The following is a 20,891-nucleotide window of genomic DNA, read 5'->3' as shown; positions in this document are numbered from 1 at the left end:
GTGGCCGATGGGCGGCGTCATGAGGCGGCGGTCACGGTGACGGTCGCCGTGGCCCGGTAGGTGGTGCCCGCCACGGTTCCCTTCACCTCGAAGGTCCCCGGGCCGGCGTAGCGGTCCGGATCCACCGGGTCCCAGGTCACGGGGACACGGCTGTCCTTGGAGCCGTCGTTGTAGGTGGCGACGACGGTGTCCGGAAGCGTGGGCGCCCGGCCGGCCCGGGTGGTGACCCGCTCCTCCGCGAGGCTGGTGATCTCGACCGCGTCGGTCTGGCGCACCCACACGGTCGCGGTGACGGGCTGTGCGGTCCGGTCGGCGAGCCCGGTGATCCGTACGCTGGTGCCGCCCTGGGCGACCTGCTCCTCGGTGAGGGCGGGCCAGGCCACGGGCGAGCGGGCCGTGGAGCCGTCGGAGTAGACCAGGGTCACCTCACCGGGCAGTTCGGGGAGCTTGCCGCGCGGGGTGGGGACATGGACCTCGCGCACGGCCTCCGGTGTCTCGGCGTACACCTTCCACTCCTGCACGCCGAGAGCCAGGTCGGGGTGTCCGGTCAGCCGGGCGCGCAGGGCCGTGGTGGTGACCGGGGTGAAGGTGGTCCGGTTGTAGCGGTCCTCGTCGGTGCCGTAGCCGCTGGGCGAGGCGACCTCGCGCCAGGTGTCGCCGTCGCGGTACTCGATGACCCAGGAGGCGGGGACTCCGACGCCGTCGGCCGCGCCCGGCTGGGCGTCGCGGAAGAAGTACAGGTCGGAGCCGTCGACGCGGACGGGGTCGTCCCAGGTGTACTGGACCCACTGGGTGCCCTTCTGGGGCCAGCTGCCCCAGCGCGGTGCGTCGGAGGACGAGGCGGGTTCGCGGCCGTCGTTGATCGCGGCGACCGACTCCCAGCCCGAGGTGTAGGACGCGGTGGGTGTGGCGGACTGCGCCACGTTGACCTGGCCCTCGGAGAGACCCTCCGCCTTCACCACGACCTTCTTCGACGACTGCGAGGCGCCGTCGTCGGCGGTGAGTTCCAGGGTGTAGGTGCCCGCCTTGGTGAATCGGGCGACGGTGGTCGGGGCGGTCGGGGTGTCGAGGATGAGGGTGCCGTCCTCCGGGCCGTCCACAGCCTTCCAGGAGGCGGAGAGCTTGCGCTCCGGAAGACCGTCGTCCTCGACGATTCCCGTGAGCCTGACCTGGCCCGGCCGGCTGTACGTGGTGTCCCGCCACGCCTCGACGTACGGGGGCTGGTTCCGGGCCGCGGGGAGCCTGACTCCCGTGGCGAACGCCTGGATCTCCTTCAGTCCGCTGGTGTGACCGTCCCGGTGGCGCATCAGCACCCGCAGCTTCTCGGTGGTCACCTTCCGAAAGCGCACCTCGTTGAGGTTGGCCCTCGGGTTGACCGGCGACTTGACGGGTCCGGTCACGTCCTTCCACTGCCCGCCGCCGTCCTGGTACTGCACGGTGTAGAGGGCGGGCTCGGCGTATCCGCCCGGCCGTTTGTCGCTGTAGAAGTACAGGCGGACGTCGTCGACCTTGCGAGGCCGTCCGAAGTCGATCTCGTACCAGTCCTCGGCGTTGCCCGAGCCGCGGGCGCCCCAGAAGGGCTCGTTGACGGTGAAACCGTCGACCGCTCCGGACACTCCCCTCCCCTGAGTCTCATGAGAGGCGCGGGCGGTGGCGCCGGCGGCGAGGTTGTCCTTCGCCGTGCCTGTCAGGTCGCGGCCCGCCTTGGCGAAGAGGTCGGTGACCCGGTCCTTCGGGCCGTACGCGACATCCCTCGGCTCGGCAACGGTCGTACGCAGACCGGTGGTCCGGGCCGTGGCCCCGCCGCCGTCGGGGAAGGTGACCTTGCGGGTGACGGGGTCGTAGACGAGGTGGGTGAGGCGGTCGGCGGTGAGGGCGAGCTTCCCGTCGAGGTAGAGGGAGTACCCCTCGGGGACCCGCTTGCCGTACGGCCGTTTCCCGTCGCCGGGTTCGTCCCACAGCACGGCCACGTCGGTGCCGCGATAGTTGATGTCGGTGACGGCGAAGTGGGGCCAGTCGACGTCGATCGGCCACAGCTCGATCTTGCGGTCGTCGCGCGGCCGGAAGCCCATGGCGTCCTCGATCACGGTCCAGTTGGTGGTGCCGAGGATGGTGTGGTGGATCCAGGACCGGTAGCCGATCTTCTGCGGGTCGGCACTGCCGTCGGACCAGAACTCGTTCTGGTCGGGCCACCGGTTGTCGCCGTCGACGTAGTGGGCCCAGGCGTTCCACGACAGCAGCTTCTTGTACCAGCTGTTGTCGATGTACTTGTTCGGGTACTTCCGCAGCACCGAGGAGAGGAAGCGGAAGGTGACGGTGGAGTTGATGACGGAGAAGTTGTTGCTCCCCGGGTGCCCCTGCCCGGCCGCCTCCGCCTTGTCGGCCTGGTTGGCGGTGAAGAACGGGAAGACCGGGTACTGCTTGTCGTCCGCCCACAGCCGCAGGGCTTCGAGGTACTGCGGGTCCTCGTCCGCCGTGGGCATCAGGCCCACGCTGTACGGGTAGTAGTTGTTGATCTCCTTCCAGGGCACCAGGGTGTCGCTGGCCACGTGCCGGTGCTTGAGCAGCTTGTCCTTGGGATCCCACAGGTACTTCAGGACGCCGTCCTTGACGCGCTGCGCGATCTGGCGCATCTCGTCGGCCTTCGCGCTCTCACCGAGCAGGTCGTACGCGCGGGCCGCCGCCGTGGCGTTGCTGTGGACGTACGCCGACTCGGCGCGGTCCAGGTTCCCCGGCTTCCAGTCGAACGACACCGCGTCGGCGTCGTTGCCGGTCATGGCACCCCAGTCGTACTCGATCAGCCCGTTGCCGTCGTGGTCGTAGTTCTCCAGCTGGCCTCGGACGTCGTTCTCCGCGTACCGCGCGAGGTTGCGCGCGATGCCGTCGGGCCCGCCGTGCACCTGGTAGGAGCGCCAGGCCGCCTCGGAGATGTACTGGGTGTAGCTGTTGGACCAGTTCTCCGGGTCGCCCGGGTTGTCGATGTACTTGTTGCTCTTCGAGACCTCGCCGGCCGACACCCAGGGGCCGTACGCGTAGCCGGGGTCGCGCAGGTACTTGAGGTCGTCGACGAACATGCCGACCGTCAGGGCGATGGCGTTGTTGTAGCCGAGCACGCCCTCCATGGAGGTGGGGAACTGGTAGTCGTTGCCCGGGATGTCGGCGTCGAGGTAGTTGTAACGCAGCAGCCACCAGCGGTAGTACAGCGTCTTCTCGATGTTGTCGTCGGGGACGTCGAGGTAGGGCAGGTTCTGCGCCCACCAACGGTTGTAGGCCTGTACGTGGTCGCGGAAGGCGGTGGCCGCGGTCGCGGTGCGCACGGCGGCGTACTCGGTGCGCGAGCGGGCGATCTCCTCGGTGACGAAGCCGAGTTGTACCTTGGTGGTGAGCGTGCGGCCCGCGGGCACGGTGAGGGTGCGGGTCAGAGCCTCGCCCTCGGGGCCCTCGGGTGCGAAGCCGTCGCCGCTGAGCCGGGGGTAGACGGTGGTGAGGTTGTTCTTCGCCGCCACGGCGCCGGTGAGTTCACGGCCTTCGGCGGTCGTCGTGTACGGGGACGAAGCGCGCAGGACGACCTGGTGACTCGCCGAACCGGTGTTGCCGACGGCCAGGTTGGTCACGGCGACGTTGGCGTCGGTGATGAACTTGGTCTGCGTGATCTTCAGCCCGGTGGCCTCGTGGGTGAACTCGCTGCGCCAGTGGCTGGGGGTCTGTGTGCGGGACTCGGTGTTCTCCCGCAGGGTCAGGTTCTCGCCGTCCACGGACAGGTTCACGGTGTACGCCGACCGGTTGTCGATGCTCTCCCAGTACGCGACCTTGCCGGCGAACCCGAGCCGCGCCGGTTCGTGTTCCTTCATGAACACCGCCCGGCCGCGCGTGAACAGCCAGTCTCCCGCCGGGTCCTCGCCCTTGCGGGCCAGCATGCGGTCCATCCAGAAGTCGGTGCCGTTCCCCGCCTTCCGGTCGGCCTCGTACTGGGCGCGCAGCGTGCGGTGGGTCGTGAAGCCGGCCGGTAACTCCGGTACGGGGTCGGCGGATCCGGAGTAGACCGGGTAGCCGATGTCCGCGTTGTCCGCCGCTGCGGGCGAGACGGCGGCGAGCGAGGCCAGCAGCCCCAGGGCCAGCGTTCCGGCCAGGGCGGTGCGGTGGTGCCGTCTTCTCCACGGTCCGTTCATGACTGTCTCCCGGGAGGCGTTGCGCGCGGTTCGGTGGTCGGCAGCCACACCCGCATCGTCGAGGGGCCGCGGTTCGCCCAGGAGTGGTAGGGCACCAGGACGATCCCCGCCGTGCCTTCGGCGGCGGAAGCGGATGCTTCGGCAAGCGGCCTGTACGGCCAGGCGGCGCCGTCCGGTTGACCGGGTACGGCGAGTTCACCGGGTGCGACAACGGTGTCGTCCGGCCCGTCCTCGGGTTCGGCGGACGGATCCACCCGTACGGCGTCGACCTCGCGCCCTCCCGGCAGGTCCACGGACTCGGCGCAGTACACCAGCGGCCCCCGCTGGACGGCCACCGTCCCGCGCACCGCGTCGACGCGCGGGTCGGCCCCGATCCAGCGCGGGGCCATGGGCAGGTCGAGCCGTATCTCGTCGCCGGGCCGGAAGACCCGGGTGACCTCCGCCGTGCCCGGCGCCACGGCTCGACGTACCCCGTCGGGGTCGGCCAGCCACGCGGTGGTGCCCCGCGTCCACGCGGGGACGCGCAGGGACAGCGTCCACGGGTGGGCCGGGGACCGGCCGATCCGCACGGTCACGCAGCCGCCGGACGGGTAGTCGGTGCGGACCCGCAGCGCGACGTCCCGGCCCCCGGCGAGGGAGGTGGCGATCTCCGCGTCGGCGTACTGGTGCAGCTGGATGCCGTGGTCATCGGCCGTGGCGAGGTACGCGGGGAGCTGGGCCAGGGTCCGGGCCACGTTGGTCGGGCAACAGGACACCGCGAACCAGGGAGCGCGCAGGCTCGACTCGGCGCGCGGGCTCTCGGCGTCCGCCGGGGACACGGTGCCCCGGCGGCGCCGGTGCAGGGTGTTGGCGTAGAAGAACGCCCGGCCGTCCTCGGACGGGGAGGTCGCCACCACGTTGAACAGGGTGCGCTCGGCGAGGTCGGCGTAGCGCGGGTCACCGGTGGCGAGCAGGAGCCGCCAGCTGAGCATCACGGAGGCGACGCCGGCGCAGGTCTCCGCGTAGGCGCGGTCGGGTGGCAGCACGAAGTCGTCGCCGAAGGACTCGTCGCGGTGGTGCGAGCCCATGCCACCGGTCAGGTAGGTGCGGCGGGCGACGGTCGTCTCCCACTGTCGTACGACCGCGGCGAGCAGGTCCTCGTCGCCGGTCTCGACGGCCACGTCGACGGCTCCGGCCGCGAGGTAGAGGGCGCGGACGGCGTGCCCGCGCAGGACGGTGGCCTCGCGGACGGGTACGTCGTCCTGGAAGTAGGCGCGGCCGAACTCGATGTCGGCGAGCGCGCCATGGCCGCGGCGGTCGACGAAGAGCGCGGCCTGGTCGAGGTAGCGCTGCTCCCCCGTCGTCCGGGCCAGTTCGACCAGGGCCGTCTCGATCTCCGGGTGCCCGCAGACGCCCTCGATGCCGCCGGGGCCGAAGGTGGCGCAGACGTGGTCGGCGGCACGTCGGGCGATCTTCGCCAGCTCGCTCTCGCCGCGGGCCCGCGTCTGGGCCACGCCCGCCTGGATCAGGTGCCCGTAGCAGTACAGCTCGTGGCCCCATGGGAGGTCGCTGTAGCGGGGCTGCTGCCCGGGGCGGCCGAAAGCCGTGCTGAGGTAGCCGTCGGGTTCCTGGGCGGGGGCGATGGTCTCGGTGAGTGCGGCGATCTGCGCGTCGAGCCCGGTGCCGGCGCCGGAACCGGCCGCCCACGCCATCGCTTCGAGCAGCTTGTAGACGTCGGAGTCGGCGAACTCGCGGCCGCGCCGGTCCCGGTGGATGCGGCCCTCGACGGCGGCGGAGAAGTTGCCGATCCAGCCGGCGCGTTCCATCCAGTCACGGCAGTGGTCGAGTGTGGCGATCGCGTTGACCTGCCGGCGCCGGTCCCAGAAGCCCCCGGTGATCTGGACCTCGTCGAGTCCGAGCGGCCGCAGCCGTCCCCGGCTCGGCGCCACCGGCAGGACGGATGACCGCTCCGTGTTCTCCCTCACCAGTTCATGCCTTCGGTTCGTCCCTTCGGTCGTCTGTGTGTGTCGGCGGGTGCTTCAGCCCTTGAGCGCGCCGGACATGAAGCCGCGTACGTAGTGCCGTTGCAGCAGCAGGAAGAGCAGGAGGCAGGGGACGGCGAGGACCACCACGCCCGCCTCGGTGGCGCCGTAGTCGACGGCGCCCATGCTCTGCTGGCGCAGGTTGGCGACGGCCAGCGGCAGGGGCGCCTTCTCACTGTCGGAGATGAGGATCAGGGGTGCGATGAAGTCGTTCCAGGCCGCGAGGAAGGCGAACAGCCCCACGGTGATCAGCCCCGGCCGCACCGCCGGGAGGAGGACGCGGCGCAGCGCGCCCGCGGTGCCGCAGCCGTCGACGAGCGCCGACTCCTCCAGTTCGCGCGGTACCGCCTCGAAGGAGATCCGCATCATGAAGGTGGCGAACGGCAGTTGGAACATGGCGAGCACCAGGCTGAGCCCGATCAGTGAGTTCTGCAGGTGGAGCCTGCCGAGCAGCACGTAGAGCGGGATGAGCAGGGTGGCGTACGGGACCATGAGGATCGCCAGCGTGAGCAGGAACAACAGGTTCTTGCCGGGGAAGTCGAAGCGGGCGAAGGCGTATCCCCCGAGCAGTGACACCCCGAGGGTCAGGGCGACGGTCAGCGCGGAGACGACGGTGCTGTTGAGGAGGTACCGCCACAGGCCGGCGTCGTAGTCGAGCAGCGTGCGGTAGTTGCCGAAGCCGTAGCCGGACTCCTGCGCGGTGCCCGGCTGTGCGCTGACCGACGCCCAGGCGTTCCACAGCAGGGGGAAGAGGAAGATGACGGCCAGACCTCCGGCGACGACGTAGTACGGCGTCCGGCCGAGGGCGCGGGTGGGCACCGTGGTGTCCCTTCGTCGAGTGGGGGTGGTCATGACGCGTCGGCGCGGCGCAGACCGCGGAACTGCGCGGCGTTGAGCAGCAGCAGCGCGGCGAGCACGACGATCGACAGGGCCGCCGCGGTGCCGAGGTCCATCCGCTGGAACGCCTCGCGGTAGATCAACTGCACGACGGTGACGGTGCTGTTGTCCGGTCCGCCCTTGGTGAGGACGAAGAACTGGTCGAACGCGAGCAGCGACCCGGTCACGCACAGCAGCAGCGACAGGGCGAGCGAGGGCCGCAGCAGGGGCAGGGTGATGCTGCGGAAGATCTGGGCCCGGCTCGCGCCGTCCATCCGTGCCGCCTCGTAGACCTCCTGGGGGATGCGCTGGAGGCCCACGAGCAGGATCAGCATGTAGAAGCCGGCGAACTTCCAGACGACGAGGAACACCGTCGACAGCAGGGCGGAGGTCGGCGTGCCGAGGAAGGAGAGCGGGTCGTCGACGAGGCCGAGCTTCTCCAGGGTGCTGCTGAGCGGGCCGGTGGTGGGGCTGTACAGGCCCCAGAACAGCAGGGACGCGGAGGCCAGTCCCAGAGCGCCGGGCAGGAAGTAGACCGTGCGGAAGAAGCCGGCGCCGGGGCGGGACTCCTGCACCAGCAGGGCCAGCAGAAGCGCCAGGCCGAGCAGGAGGACCGTGACGATCGCGGTGTAGAGGAGGGTGAAGCGGACGGCGGGCCAGAACAAGGGGCTGTCGGTGATGTCGCTGTAGTTCTCGGGGGCGTTGCCCCCCTGGTCGCCCGCGAGCAGCGGCCAGTCGCTGAGCGACATCTGCCCGACGAGCAGCAGGGGCAGCACGAAGAACACCGCGACGAACAGGGCCGTGGGTGCGGCGTAGCCGAGCCCCTGGACCTTGCGGGACCGCCACCACCGGGCCACGGACGGACGGGGGCGGCCTGCCTGGCGTCGCGGTGGGGCCCGGTGCTCGGCGGCCGCTCGGTCGGGCGCCTTCAGCTGCATGGCTCTCCTCTGCCGTGTGAGGTGGGAGGGGTGTGCCTTGGGACCGGGGGTACAGGTGCCGGGTGCCGGTCAGTCGGCCAGCGAGGCGGTGACCGCCTTGTTGTCCTTCTCCACGGACGACCCGTCGCCGAAGACGGCGTCGCGCATCAGGCTGAGCCAGGGCCCGTTGGGGTCGTTGAAGGTCTGCCCGAACTTCAGCGCGTACGGGGTGCGGCCGTCCGCCACCAACTGGTTGATGGTGACCAGGCGGGGGTCCGCGTCGGAGTACTTGTTGGACGCGAGGTCGGTGCGCGCCACCACGTCCTTGTGCGCGGCGACCACGTCGACCTGGGCCTCGTCGCCCAGGGACCAGGCGAGGAAGTTCCAGGCCTGGTCGGCCTTCTTGCTGGTGGCGGAGATGCCGACGGCGTCACCGCCGACGAAGGTGGACTTGCCGCCGTCGGGTCCTGGGATGGGCGCGACACCGAGGTCGAGGTCCTCGGGCATCAGGCCCAGGGTGGTGGACGGCATGGGCATCACGCCCACCGTGCCCTTCGGGAAGACACCGGTCCAGGTCGCGCCGGTCTCGTCGCGCGCGCCGGGGGCGACGATGTCGTCCTTCACCCACCCGCGGTAGGTGTCGTAGACCTTCTTCGCGGTGTCGGAGTCGAGGTTCGCCTCGGTGCCCTCCTCGTTCAGCACGTCCTCGCCCCCGGCCCAGATGGACGGCCACCAGGTGAAGACGCCGCAGCCGCCGCAGTTGCCGCCGAAGAAGGTGCCGTCGACGTCTCCGCCCAGCGCGTCCACGGCCCGTGCCTGCCGGTCCCACTCGGCCAGGGTGGTGGGCGGCTTCGCGGGGTCGAGCTTCGCCTTCCGGTACAGCTCCTTGTTGTAGAAGAGCACCGACAGGTCCAGGGTGTGCGGGACGACGTACTTCTTGTCCTCGTACGTACCGGCCTCGATGTGCGACTGGGCCAGTTCGTCGGCGAAGGGGAGGGCGTCGACGCGTTCGGTGAGGTCGGCGAAGAGCCGGCTGGATGTGTAGTTGGGGACGAACACCACGTCGGAGGCGAACAGGTCGGGGAGGTCGCGGGAGCCCGCGGCGGCGCCGACCTTGGCCTGGTAGTCGTCGGTGGGGATGACGGTGAGTTCGATCTTGTTCTTGTGGCCGGCGTTGTACGCCTTGACGAGGGCCTCGCTCTGCGGTCTGGTGGCGGCACGTGTCCACATCGTCAACGTGCTGCCGTCGTCGACACCCGTCGCGTCCGCCGCTCCGCCCCCTCCCCCGCCGCCCGAGCCGTCCTCACCCGAGCCGCATGCCGTGACGAGGCTCGCGGCGGCGAGCAACGCGACGGCACCGGTGAAGAGTCGGCGTATCTGTCCACGTGGTGCGGTCGTGCTGCGCATGACGATCCCCCTCGACAGAAACGAACCGAAAAGGCTTTCTGAAAGCTAGATCTCTGCTTACTGCCCGTCAATCCCCTTGAACGGAACGGCAACACGGGCCGCACCGAAACCTGCGGAAACGCACTCGGCACACCTGGGCCGAAACTTCTCGCGTACGGTTTTAGGCGCGACGTGCCGCCCGTTACGGTCCCGGCACGCGACGCGAGACAGGAGAGAACCCTCATGACACAGGCCACCGGCCCCTCTCGTTCGCATCCCGCCACGCTCGGCGACGTGGCGCGGCTGGCGGGCGTCTCCATGGCCACCGCCTCGAAGGCCCTCAACGGCCGCAGTCAGGTGCGCGCCGAGACCCGGCAGCGGGTGATCGAGGCGGCCGAGCGGCTGTCGTTCCGGCCCAACCAGCTGGCCCGCGGCCTGCTCGCCGGCCGGACGGGCACCGTGGGCCTGCTCACCAGCGACCTCGAGGGCCGCTTCAGCATCCCGATCCTCATGGGCGCCGAGGACGCCTTCGGCGCGGGCGAGGTCGCGGTCTTCCTGTGCGACGCCCGCGGGGACACGATCCGCGAACAGCACCACGTGCGAGCGCTGCTCGGGCGCCGGGTCGACGGCCTCATCGTGGTGGGCAGCCGGACCGACCCCCGGCCCTCGCTGGGCCGCGAGCTGCCCGTCCCGGTCGTGTACGCGTACGCGCCGTCGGACGATCCGGCGGATCCGTCCATCGTCTGCGACAACGTCGACGCCGGCCGGATCGCGGTGGAGCACCTGCTCGCCTGCGGCCGGACCCGGATCGCGCACATCACCGGCGACCTCGGATACCTCGCGGCGCGGGAACGGGCCGAGGGCGCCCGCTCCGCGCTCGCCGACGCCGGTCTCACCCTGGTCGGCGAACCGCGGTTCGGGGCGTGGTCGGAGGGCTGGGGGCGAGCGGCCACCGCGCTGCTGCTGGACCGGCACCCGGACGTGGACGCGGTGCTGTGCGGCAGCGACCAGATAGCCCGCGGTGTCATGGACGTGCTGCGCGAGCGGGGGCACCGGGTGCCGGAGGACGTGGCGGTGATGGGCTTCGACAACTGGCAGGTTCTGACGTCCTCCTCCCGCCCGCCGCTGACCAGCGTCGACATGAACCTGGAACAGGTCGGACGCGCGGCCGCGCACGCGTTGTTCACCGCGATCTCCGGGGCCCGGCGCTCGGGGATCGAGTCGCTGCCCTGCCGCGTGGTGATCAGGGGGTCGACGGCGCCACTGTCCTGACATCAAAGGCCGCCGCTCCCCGTCCCGCGCCCTCTCTTGACACCTCATCAGCGCGCTCCTACGTTGCGAAAACCTTTTAGGTCAGTTTCCTCGCACGTATGTCAGGCACATGACAGCGCCCGTTATCCGTCAACCGGAGAGGGAGCCCCTCATGAAGCGCCTCCTCGTCGCCCTCGTGCTCATCCTGTGTTCCGTCTGCTCCGTGACCCCGGCCTCCGCCGCGCAGACCATCGGGTTCCCCACCTTCAGCGGACCGGCGATCCCGGCACCGCCCGTCGCCCACACGACGGGCGACATGATGAAAGCCATCTACGACGCCGAGAGTTCGGGAACCGACTTCTGGATGGACCGCCTGCTGGCCCGCTCCGGCAACGACCCGGCCGGCCCCTGGCTGATGAGCCGTGGGCGGGCCGTCTTCATGAAGGAACACGATCCTTCCAGGCTCGGGTTCGGCGGCAAGGTCGCCTACTGGGAGAGCGTCAACGACAACAACGCCTACACGGTCGCGATCAGCCCGGGCACCTTCACCGAACAGGTCTCCCAGCGTTGGCAGGCGCCCAGCCACTGGAAGAGCGTGCACACCAGCGGCTCGATCACCGTCGACCAGACCAAGTTCATCACCGACAACAACGTCGCCGTGACCAACCTGTCGATCAAGAACAACGGCAGCGGCTCCACCACGCTGCAGTTGCGGGCGACCTCCCCGTACGCCACCACGGGCACCGGCAGCGAGCTGACCGGGCAGGTGAACGCCTTCAACAACCTCACCTCCATCCGTCCCCGGCTCACCGGCGACGGTTTCTCCGTCTCCAGCGGCGGCCTCAACCGGTCCGTGACCATCGCGGCCGGAGCCACCGTGACCGCCAAGGTGGTCATGGGCTTCGTCACCGACGAGATCCCCGAGTCGCTCACCGAGTACAACGCCTACGCGGGCCACTCCCCCGCGACCGCGTTCGCGACCCACGTCAAGGCCTACAACCTGTGGTGGGCGCGGAACGTGCCCTACATCGACGTGCCCGAGGCCGCGATCAAGAAGAGCATCTACTACCGCTGGTGGCTGATGCGCTTCAACAACCTCGACGCCGACATCCCCGGGCAGACCTTCCAGTTCCCGACCTCCACCGAGGGCGTCCTCGGCTAAAACAACGCGATCGCGCTGACCCAGCCCATGCACATCGACGACCTCAAGTACCTACGCAACCCGGCCTACGCCTACGGCGACTGGCTCAGCGTCGGCCAGACCTCCAAGGGCGGCCGGTTCCTGGACAACCCGGGCGACCCGGAGAACTGGTCCAACAGCTACACCCAGTACATCGCCGAGGCGGCCTGGAAGAGCTACCAGATTCACGGCGGCCAGCCCGCGATCGCCGGCAACCTGGCCCGCTACGCAGAGGGCGACGTCAAGGGCCAGCTCGCACACTACGACCACGACGGCAACAAGCTGATCGAGTACGACTGGGGCGCCCTGACCGGCAACGACGCCGACGCGGTCTCCTTCCACTGGAAGCCCGGCAATATGGACCGCGCCGAGTCCGCGTACCAGTACAGCGGCGCGCTCGCCGCCGCGCAGGCGTACGAGGCGATGGGCAACACGGCCAAGGCCACCGAGATGCGCACGCTGGCGACGCAGATCAAGGACGCGATCGTCAACGTGCTGTGGAACCCGAACCGGCAGCTGTTCGAGCACCGGCTGAAGTCGACCAACGAGTGGGTGCCCTGGAAGGAGATCAACAACTACTACCCGTTCTCCGTCGGCGCCGTCCCCAACACGGCGACGTACAAGCAGGCCCTGCGCCTGTACGACGATCCGGCGCAGTACCCCGTCTTCCCCTTCTACACGGCCAACCAGGTCGACAAGAAGGCGGCGGCCGACGCCGGGGAGCCCGGCTCCAACAACTTCTCCACCATCAACTCCACCGTCCAGTTCCGGCTGTACTCCTCGGTGCTGCGCAACTACCCCAACTCCTGGATGAACGCGACCGACTACAAGAAGCTGCTCTACTGGAACGCCTGGGCGCAGTACGTCGGCGGCAACACCCAGTGGCCCGACGCCAACGAGTTCTGGGCCGACTGGAACGGCAGCTCGGTCAACTACCGGTCCTGGATCCACCACAACATCCTCGGCAGCAGCAACTGGACCGTGATCGAGGACGTCGCCGGTCTGCGGCCCCGCAATGACGCCAAGGTGGAGCTCTCGCCGATCGACATCGGCTGGAGTCACTTCACGGTCAACAACCTCCGCTACCGGGGCGCCGACCTGTCCATCGTCTGGGACGACCCGGCCGACAAGGTCGTGCGCTACCCCGGGGTCCCGGAGGGCTACTCGATCTACGTCAACGGCAACCGGGTCGCCACCGTCGGCTCGCTGGTGCCCTTCACGTGGGACCCCGCCACCGGTGACGTCACCACGAACGGCTCGGTCACCCACCACACCGCCGTCCCCGGGCTCAAGGCGCCCAACCAGGTCGTGCAGGACAGCCCCCGGCTGGTGGACATGTTCGCCAAGGCCGGCGTCGACCTGACCGCCGACCTGACCAACCTCGCCGCCGGGGCGACGGTGTCCGCCTCCCACACCGGCTCCGGCAGCAACGTCTCGGGGGCGGTCGACGGCTACCCCACCAACGAGCCCTTCTGGGGCGCCGGCGGTTCCGCCAACAGTCAGGACTGGTACGAGCTCAACCTCGGCACCGCACGCACGTTCAACGAGGTGCGCCTGCACTTCAAGGACAGCCGCCCGGCGAGCACCACCTACCGGGCCCCGTCCGCCTACGACATCCAGTATCACAACGGCAGTTCGTGGCTGAACGTGCCTGGCCAGACCAAGGGCCCGGCAACGCCACGCGCCAATTACAACCTGGTGCGGTTCCCGGCGGTCAGCGCCCAGCGCGTTCGTGTCCTGGCCACCAACGCCTCCGGGGCCAAGACGGGACTCACCGAGGTGAAGATCTTCAACCGTGGCGGTCTCCAGCCACCGGCCAACCTGGCGACGTCCGCGACGGCGTCCGCGTCGTACACCTCCTCCTGGGAGAGCGTCACCGCCGTCAACGACGGGATCGACCCGCCCTCGTCCGACGACACCGTCAATCCGCGCTGGGGCACCTGGCCGGAGACCGGGCAGCAGTGGGCCGAACTGACCTGGCCGTCGGCGAAGACGATCGACAGGGCCGAGGTGTACTTCTTCGACGACGACCAGGGCATCGACATGCCCGCCTCGTGGAAGCTCCAGTACTGGAACGGCAGCGCCTACGTCGACGTGCCCGGCGCGAGCGGCTACCCGCTGGCCAAGAACCAGTACAACACCGTCACGTTCACCGCCACGAACACCACGCGACTGCGTGTGCAGCTCACCAGTAACGGCACCAACTCCGTCGGCCTCCTGGAAGCAAAGGTGTACGGCCCGTGACTCGTTCAAGATGCCTGTCCGCGCTCATCGGCGTACTCACCATGGTGGTCGCCTTCCTGGTGGCGCCGCCGCCCGCCGCCGCCGCTGTCACGTTCACCTCGACGGGCGTGAACCAGCACGGCGGCAACTGCCTGGATCTGCCGAACGGTTCGTCGGCCAACGGGACTCAGCTGCGCGCCTTCACCTGCGGTTCCGAAGCCGGCCAGGCCCTCGGCTTCACCCCGGTCTCGGGGACGGGCGACACCTACACGGTCACCACCCGGTCCGGCCAGTGCGTCGACGTCTCAGGCGCGTCCACGGCCGACAACGCGGCGATCATCCAGTGGCCCTGCCACGGCGCCACGAACCAGCAGTGGCGGCTCGTGGCGGTGTCGGTGAGCGGCGCCGACAAGACTTTCAACCTGGTCTCCGTCAGCTCGGGCAAGTGCGTCACCCCGAGCGGCGGTTCGTCGGCGTCGAACACCAACCTGGTGCAGCTGCCGTGCGGCACCGCGAACGGCAGGGTGTGGCGACTGCCCGGCTTCACCGGGGGCGGCACGAGCCCGGGCACGTTCACCAACCCGCTCGCCCAGCGCGGCCCCGACCCGTGGCTGACGTACCACGACGGCTCCTACTACCTCGCCACCACGACGTGGAACTCGACGATCACCATGCGCAAGTCCCCAACCCTGGCGGGGCTCGCCACGGCCGACGAACAGGTGCTCTTCAACCTGACCCGGCCCAACGGGGCCGGCACGATGTGGGCCCCGGAGTTCCATCTGCTCGACGGCCCGGGCGGCAAGCGGTGGTACTTCTACTACACGGCCGGGCGGGAGCCGTTCGACCTGGGCACCCAGCGCATCCATGTACTGGAGAGCGCCGGCCTGGACCCGATGGGGCCCTACACCTTCAAGGCCGACCTGCTCGACCCGACACAGGACAACACCTGGGAGCTTGATCCCGGCATCCTCCAGCTCAACGGCAAGCTGTACCTCCTCGGCACCTTCTACAACGGCTCGCAGCCCATGTTCATCCGGCCGCTGTCCAACCCGTGGACCGCGAGCGGCACCCGGCGTGTGCTGTCCACACCGACCTACAGCTGGGAGACGGTGGGCGGCGCGGTCAACGAGGGCGCCGAGGTGCTCCAACGGAACGGCAGGACGTTCATCGTCTACTCCGCGAGCCACTGCTCCACGCCCGACTACAAGCTGGGCATGCTCACCTACAACGGCGGCGACCCGCTCAGCTCCTCCTCGTGGGTCAAGTCACCGAACCCGGTCTTCCAGCGCTCCCATGCCAACGGCGTGTACGGCCCCGGCCACAACGGCTTCTTCAAGTCGCCCGACGGGACCGAGGACTGGATGGTCTACCACGCCAACAACTCCGCGAGCGGCGGCTGTGACATGAACCGCTCCACGAGGGCGCAGAAGTTCACCTGGAACGCCGACGGCACGCCGAACTTCGGTACACCGGTGGCTCTGGGCGTCCCGCTGACGGCCCCGTCAGGGGAGTAACCGTCACCGTCATCAGCGGGGCCTCCGGTGCGATGCCCCGCTGGTGCTGGTGACCTGCCTCGAACGGCTTCCGGCTGCCCGCCCGGGACCTCGTCCACGCCGTGCCCGGAGTGCAGGTGTGGCGGCCGACCGAGGCGAGGGCGGCGTTCACCGCGTGGTGGCATCCGGCTGCGCGCGCCCCGGGCATGGAGAGACGCAGTGCGCCCGGCGCATGGACCCCGCGAGGGAAGCTCAGCGGGCCAAGACGTCCGCGAACTTCCGGCCCGCCACCACCGGGTACCCGAAGTCCGTCGCGTTGAAGGACGTCGCCGAGGTCGTCGTAAGGCCGGAGGCCGCGCCCCGCAGTACCCCCGCCGCGCCGTCGTCGTAGCCGGCCGGCAGGACGTCCTCGCCGAACGCGCCGATCGCCAGGTCGGCCTTGCCGTTGCCGTTGATGTCGCGCAGGCGGAGCGACGAACCGAAGTGGTCTCCGGCCTCCGCCGCGCCCGGCACACCCGCCGTGGCCTGGTGGAAGGACTGTGCGCCGGCCGTGGTCAGGCCGTCCGGACCGCCCTTGAGGAGCACGACATTGCCGACGTTGCGCTTGCCGTTCACGTCCTCGTACGGGGCGCCGACCGCGAGGTCCGCGCGGCCGTCGCCGGTCACGTCGCCCAGGGCGAGCGCCGAGCCGAACGCGTCGTAGACCTCGTCGGTGCCCGGGACGCCGGGGCTGGCCTGGTGGTACGTGCGGCCCTTGAGCGGCAGACCGGACGCCGAGCCGTACCGCACCATGAACGAACCGCCCTCGAGCCCGCCTCGTCGGCGGTGACCAGGTCGTCGTACCCGTCGCCGTTGATGTCGCCCGTCGCGACGGCCGACGACCACCACGCGGCGGAGCCGGTCGTCCCGTCGTCGCTGAGGACCGTGTGGGAGGAGCCGATGTCGCCGGGGCCACCGCGCAGCACGCCCACGTAGCCGGACATCGGGGAGCCGTCCAGATCGTACTGGCGGCCGTGGAAGACGTAATCGAAACCGTTGCTGCCGTCCTTGGAGGAGAAGTGGCCGGCCACGATGCCGTCCAGTTGTACGCCGTCGGGCAGGAACTCCCTTTCCGGGCCGAACGCGCCGTCCTGCGTGGGCTCGCCGTCGGCGTACCACCAGAAGGTGTCGGTGCCGACGACGGTCAGGTTGCCGTTGCCGTCCCCGTCGAGGTCGGCGAAGGCCGCGCCCTCTCCGAAACCGGCCGCGCCGGCGGTCGGGGCCGTGAGCGAGATGCCGCCGGAGGTGAACGGCTTCGCGCCGCCCCAGACGATCGTCACCGAGCCGCGCGGCTTGCCGGTGACCTCCTCGCCGGGCGCACCGACGATCAGGTCGGCGTACCCGTCGCCGTTCACGTCGCCGCTGGTGACGTTCTCGCCGAACTTGTCCACGCTCTCCGAAGCGCCGGGCACGCGGGGGGTGTTCTGGGTGACGTTCACGAACCGGGTCCGGCTGACGCCGGCGGCCGAGCCGAAGAGGACGGTGACCGTGCCGCCGCTCGCCTTGGGCGTCCCGATGGCGAGGTCGCGGTAGCCGTCGCCGTTGAAGTCGTCGGCCAGGCCGGAAGGCGCGGCGACGGCCGTGGGCGCGTTGAGCCCGGCGACGGCAAGGGCGAGTGCGGCGGCTGCCGTGGCCACGGGCAGGGTACGAAGCGCCAAGGTGATGCTCCCGTCTGATGATCCGACGCCCGTACGACCCTCTTGGTGCACAAAGGGTTGCACGAGGCTGAAGAGGGCCTTGACCCGGAATCTTGGACACGGGCTATGCGGCTTGAGCCAGGGTTGTGCGGTCGTTGTGCGGTCAGGGTGTGTCGCCGGAGTGGTAGAAGCGGCAGCTCACACCCGGGCCCGGCGTACGCGCCTCGCCGGGGCGCGGGTCGTAGAGGGCGCGTCCGCCGGGGAACTGCCCGAGCTCGGTGGCCAGGGCCACCCCGTCGTCGACTTCCACGGTCCGCCATCCGTGAATGTCCAGCAGCAGGCCGTCCAGCGGTCCGCCGACCAGTTCGGCGTAGGTCCGGTGCGGGAGCGGACCGGGGTTGGGGTCCTCGTGGTCGTGGCCGTAGACCCGGCCGTTCAGCAGCTGCTCGTCTCCGTTCATGCCGTCCAGCCTCTCAGCCGCCACTGACAACGCCCGCGCGGCGGCGGGCCCGGCCCGTGCCTCCGCTCCCTCAGGCCGGGCCGGGCCCGCCGCGCTCACCGCGCCTTCGGCAACGCGTCCAGAGAGCAGCGTTCCTCCCCCACGCCGCGGCCGGCCACTCGCCACACCGGCTCATCGGGCCCCTGCCGGGTCAGCTGCGCCAGCGTCGTGGTCGCCACGATGAGCCGGTAGTTCACGCCCGAGCGCGTTGGGCGCGCTCGTGGAAGGCGGCCTCACTCGTTGCCGGGGCCGCGCGGCGCAGGGCGGGAGCGAAGACGAACAGCACCGGCGGGAAGGGCCTGTCCATGGACGGCCCGGCGTAGGTCTCCTGCCAGTGACTGCGTGGGGCGCGGGCGGCGTTGCCGCGCCCGGACGGCGGCGGCTTGCGGTAGGCGTCGTAGCGTTCCAGCTTGACGACCAGGCGGGCGGAGGACATGGTGCGGTCGATCTCCACGAAGGCGCTGGAGCCGTCGGCCAGGAGCACCACGGCGTCGGGCACCAGGTTCCCGGCCGGGGTGGGGTGGGCGACTTCGAGTTGCCAGTCGGCGTGGTCGGCCATCTTCGCCTGGTGGAAGGCGATGACGGTGTCGACCAGGGCGAGGTCGTGCTCCCGCAGGCGCGTCCTGCTGGCGGCGACGCGCTTGCCGGTGGCCCGACCGGCCGTCGGCGCGAGTTCGCCGGAGGCGGCGGCTTCGGCGAGGCCCGCCGGGGCGAAGTACCAGTAGCTCTGCTGGGCGCGGTTGGTCCGGCCGACCAGGGCCGGGGATTCGTCGCGCAGGTTGCGCAGCACGCGACGGACGTGGCCGGTGTCCTGCTGGCGGGGCAGCAGCGCCTTGAGCTGGCGGCGTGTGGCCAGGCGCAGCTGAGCGAGAGTGAGCAGGACCTCGCCACGGATCTCCGCTCCGGCCTTCGCAGCGACGGCTTTCCGCGGCCGGGACGCTTCTCCAGGCACATCAGTGCTGGGAGAAGAGGAGGTGCAACCGGCCGGGGCAGGCGAATCGGGGGTCTGGTCAGCGACAACCGCCAGACGGCGGCTTGAGGCTGCGGGGCTCAGCCACCAGCTCAGGGCCTCGGCGTAGTCGCGTGACGTCTGTTTCGTGATCAAGTGAGTCCGAGGAGGGTGAGCGGTCGGCTGGCGTCGCGGGCGTTGTGCCGGAGGCCGGCGGCGATGCTGCTCTTCCCGGCGAGGCGAAGGGCGGCGATGGCGAGGTTGCGCCAGGTCGCCATGGCGCGGGGCTCGGATCCGGTTCGCAGGTGGGAGGCGTCCTCGGTGAACGTCACGTCTCGGACGTGGTGCAGGGCTTCGATCTTCCAGTGGCTGCGGATCAGCCGAGCGAGCTCAGCGGGTGTGGCCTGTTCCGCAGTGAGGCTGGTGACCGCGTAGACGGTCTTGATGCTGACCTTGCCGGTCTTGCGGTCCACTCGGCGGCGCTTGAGCTGGACAGCCTGGCGGGCGCCGGGAAAGAGCAGGCTGGCTGTTCACCGTGCATACCTTGATACGGCGGATCTCGCCGCGGCCGTGGTCGGCGTCGCGGGTGCGGCCCTGCAGCGGGATCTGCTTCCAGGGAAGGGACGTGAGCTGCTTGTGGAGCTGCTTCTGGTTCCCCTTCACGGTCACGATGTAGTGCGCGCCTCGGCCGAGCAGATAGCTGGCGTGCTCACGCTGGGTGTGCATGGACTCGCTGGTGACGACCACGCCCGCTAGCTCAGCGAGGGTTTCCAGCAGAGGCTGGGAAGCAAGTGATCTCGTTGGTCTTCTCGCTTACGGCGAGTTGGGCGAGGACCAGGCCGGAGAGGTGGTCGCAGGCGGCGAGCAGGTGGATCTTGCGGCCCGTGGCCCTGGCCGCTCCGCGTAGGGTCTTGCCGTCGACCGCCACTGCGTGCAGTTGACCGTCGGCCCCAGCGCGCCGGTCGGCCGGCCACCGACCCACCGCCCGGTCCAACGCGTCGCCGTCGATGCGGCCCAGCAGCCGCCGCACCGTCGCCTCCGCCGGCAGGCACCGCTTCGGGGACAGCGGGTCGGGCCGTACGCCAAGGCGCTCCAGGACGGACGGCGGGGCGTCGGTGATCCACTCACCCACCGCCAGCAGGGAGGTCGATCCGGCCAGAACCGCGCACGCGGTCAGCGCGAGCACGACGACCAGAGCGTGCCGTACGCCGCGCGGATCGCGAGGGTGGGGAACCTCGGCCAGTCGCTCCAGCAGGCCCGGGATCTCCTCGGGCACGGCCCCGGGATGCTCGCGGAGTTGGTCCAAGGCAGGCGGGATCGGCGATGATACGTCGGCAGGCACGGTCTTCCACAAGGATCACGGGGCGTCGAGAACTCCATGATCTTGGAAGGGCACGTCAGTCAGCTGCGCGTCCTCAGCCTCCCAGCGCAGCAGGTCGCCCGGCTGGCACTTGAGCACCTCGCAGAGCGCGGCGAGCGTCGCGAAGCGCACCGCCTTGGCGCGGCCGTTCTTGAGGACCGCCAGGTTGGCGGGCGTGATCCCTACGCGGTCCGCGAGCTCGCCCACGGACATCTTCCGCCTGGCCAGCATCACGTCGATGTCGACGGCGATCGGCATCAGATCACCTCGTCCAGCTCGGCCTGCATCCGCGTCGCTTCGACGTCGCGCGCGACGGCCTGGGCGAGCAGCATCCGCAGCACGAGCACGATGAGCGCGACCCCCAGGATGGCCACGCCAACCCCGCCCATGATGACGGTGACGCCCGGGTCGTCCCTCTGGCCCGGCGCATTGATGGCCGTGACCGCGAACCATACGAGGGCAGCCGCCACGATCGCGCCGATCACGCCGTCCACGTACCGGAAGGCGGCGTGGGAGAACACGGTTCCGCGTCGCACCATCGTCACCAGCCGCCATACGCAGACCAGGGCGACCTGGACCGACACCATGCCCAGGATCGTGATCACGCGCAGCGCGGTCAGCGGGAGCGACCCGTCCTCCGGGTCGCTCCCGCTGACCAATGTCCACACCATCAATGCCTGCACGAGCACGGTGCCGGCGAGCACCACCACGAGCAGGGCGCGCAGCGCACGCACGGTCAGCTTTCCCATGACCCATCCTTCCATCGAATCACGATGGGAATCTATCGTAATTCGATAGGTGAAGCAAGGGCCGAGGCAGAGGGTGGGCGGCAGTTTCGCACAGGGGCGGGACGTCGCCGCCTCCCATGGCATGGCGGTTGCGGGAGCCGTC

General features: G+C 70.1%; 18 protein-coding genes. 4 read left to right on the top strand and 14 right to left on the bottom strand.

From position 1 onward, the window contains the following. Positions 1 to 17 precede the first annotated feature (17 nt). From JIX56_RS47285 to JIX56_RS47265, 5 genes are all read right to left on the bottom strand, one after another. Positions 18 to 4,169: an Ig-like domain-containing protein gene (locus JIX56_RS47285; protein ID WP_257550618.1), complete on the bottom strand. Its 4,152-nt coding sequence runs from the start codon at positions 4,167 to 4,169 to the stop codon at positions 18 to 20. Beyond that, positions 4,166 to 6,133 (bottom strand): glycoside hydrolase family 127 protein, encoded by a 1,968-nt coding sequence (locus JIX56_RS47280; protein ID WP_257550616.1) that lies wholly within the window; start codon positions 6,131 to 6,133, stop codon positions 4,166 to 4,168. Before JIX56_RS47280 ends, JIX56_RS47285 begins: the two co-directional genes overlap by 4 nt. 54 nt (positions 6,134 to 6,187) lie before the next feature. Then, positions 6,188 to 7,009, bottom strand: coding sequence for a carbohydrate ABC transporter permease (locus JIX56_RS47275; protein WP_257550614.1), 822 nt, complete (start codon positions 7,007 to 7,009; stop codon positions 6,188 to 6,190). A gap of 29 nt (positions 7,010 to 7,038) precedes the next feature. Further along, positions 7,039 to 8,004 (bottom strand): carbohydrate ABC transporter permease, encoded by a 966-nt coding sequence (locus JIX56_RS47270; RefSeq protein ID WP_257550612.1) that lies wholly within the window; start codon positions 8,002 to 8,004, stop codon positions 7,039 to 7,041. 69 nt (positions 8,005 to 8,073) lie between these two features. Beyond that, entirely contained in the window at positions 8,074 to 9,390 is a 1,317-nt protein-coding gene (locus JIX56_RS47265; RefSeq protein WP_257550611.1) for an ABC transporter substrate-binding protein, read from the bottom strand. A 222-nt stretch (positions 9,391 to 9,612) separates the two neighbouring features. Between JIX56_RS47265 and JIX56_RS47260 the strand changes: the two genes are divergently transcribed. From JIX56_RS47260 to JIX56_RS47245, 4 genes are all read left to right on the top strand, one after another. Next, on the top strand, positions 9,613 to 10,641 hold the full coding sequence (locus tag JIX56_RS47260) for a LacI family DNA-binding transcriptional regulator (protein ID WP_257550609.1): 1,029 nt from the start codon (positions 9,613 to 9,615) through the stop codon (positions 10,639 to 10,641). Positions 10,642 to 10,792: 151 nt separating this feature from the next. Next, the gene (locus JIX56_RS47255) at positions 10,793 to 11,782 is read left to right on the top strand and encodes a hypothetical protein (protein ID WP_257550608.1); all 990 of its coding nucleotides are present in this window, start codon (positions 10,793 to 10,795) and stop codon (positions 11,780 to 11,782) included. Positions 11,783 to 11,809: 27 nt separating this feature from the next. Next, positions 11,810 to 14,044, top strand: coding sequence for a discoidin domain-containing protein (locus tag JIX56_RS47250; protein ID WP_257550606.1), 2,235 nt, complete (start codon positions 11,810 to 11,812; stop codon positions 14,042 to 14,044). Next, positions 14,041 to 15,537, top strand: coding sequence for a family 43 glycosylhydrolase (locus JIX56_RS47245; protein ID WP_257550604.1), 1,497 nt, complete (start codon positions 14,041 to 14,043; stop codon positions 15,535 to 15,537). Before JIX56_RS47250 ends, JIX56_RS47245 begins: the two co-directional genes overlap by 4 nt. 231 nt (positions 15,538 to 15,768) lie before the next feature. Here JIX56_RS47245 and JIX56_RS47240 read toward each other — a convergent pair whose 3' ends face one another. From JIX56_RS47240 to JIX56_RS47200, 9 genes are all read right to left on the bottom strand, one after another. Continuing rightward, positions 15,769 to 16,182, bottom strand: a complete 414-nt coding sequence (locus JIX56_RS47240; protein WP_257550602.1) for a hypothetical protein — start codon at positions 16,180 to 16,182, stop codon at positions 15,769 to 15,771. Continuing rightward, complete coding sequence (locus JIX56_RS47235) at positions 16,179 to 17,213, bottom strand: FG-GAP and VCBS repeat-containing protein (RefSeq protein WP_257550600.1); 1,035 nt, start codon at positions 17,211 to 17,213, stop codon at positions 16,179 to 16,181. The genes JIX56_RS47240 and JIX56_RS47235 overlap by 4 nt, the downstream gene beginning before the upstream one ends. A 142-nt stretch (positions 17,214 to 17,355) precedes the next feature. Next, positions 17,356 to 17,652, bottom strand: a complete 297-nt coding sequence (locus JIX56_RS47230; protein ID WP_257550598.1) for a hypothetical protein — start codon at positions 17,650 to 17,652, stop codon at positions 17,356 to 17,358. Positions 17,653 to 17,747: 95 nt separating this feature from the next. Beyond that, positions 17,748 to 17,888 (bottom strand): hypothetical protein, encoded by a 141-nt coding sequence (locus JIX56_RS47225; RefSeq protein ID WP_257550596.1) that lies wholly within the window; start codon positions 17,886 to 17,888, stop codon positions 17,748 to 17,750. Beyond that, entirely contained in the window at positions 17,885 to 18,643 is a 759-nt protein-coding gene (locus JIX56_RS47220) for a replication-relaxation family protein (protein ID WP_257550594.1), read from the bottom strand. Before JIX56_RS47220 ends, JIX56_RS47225 begins: the two co-directional genes overlap by 4 nt. Before the next feature lie 149 nt (positions 18,644 to 18,792). Beyond that, positions 18,793 to 19,113, bottom strand: coding sequence for a hypothetical protein (locus tag JIX56_RS47215; RefSeq protein WP_257550592.1), 321 nt, complete (start codon positions 19,111 to 19,113; stop codon positions 18,793 to 18,795). Positions 19,114 to 19,397: 284 nt separating this feature from the next. After that, positions 19,398 to 19,946 carry a transposase family protein gene (locus tag JIX56_RS47210; protein WP_257550590.1) on the bottom strand — a complete coding sequence of 183 codons (549 nt, stop codon included), beginning with the start codon at positions 19,944 to 19,946 and terminating at the stop codon, positions 19,398 to 19,400. 51 nt (positions 19,947 to 19,997) lie between these two features. Then, positions 19,998 to 20,258: a helix-turn-helix domain-containing protein gene (locus JIX56_RS47205; RefSeq protein ID WP_257550589.1), complete on the bottom strand. Its 261-nt coding sequence runs from the start codon at positions 20,256 to 20,258 to the stop codon at positions 19,998 to 20,000. Further along, a complete protein-coding gene (locus tag JIX56_RS47200; RefSeq protein WP_257550587.1) occupies positions 20,258 to 20,749 on the bottom strand; it encodes a DUF2975 domain-containing protein in 492 nt (163 codons plus the stop codon). The genes JIX56_RS47205 and JIX56_RS47200 overlap by 1 nt, the downstream gene beginning before the upstream one ends. Between the last annotated feature and the right edge of the window lie 142 nt (positions 20,750 to 20,891).

It is taken from the genome of Streptomyces sp. CA-210063 (assembly GCF_024612015.1).
Lineage (GTDB): Bacteria > Actinomycetota > Actinomycetes > Streptomycetales > Streptomycetaceae > Streptomyces.
The sequence above is the reverse complement of the archived record's forward strand: the minus strand, read 5'-3'. Positions and strand labels throughout refer to the sequence as shown.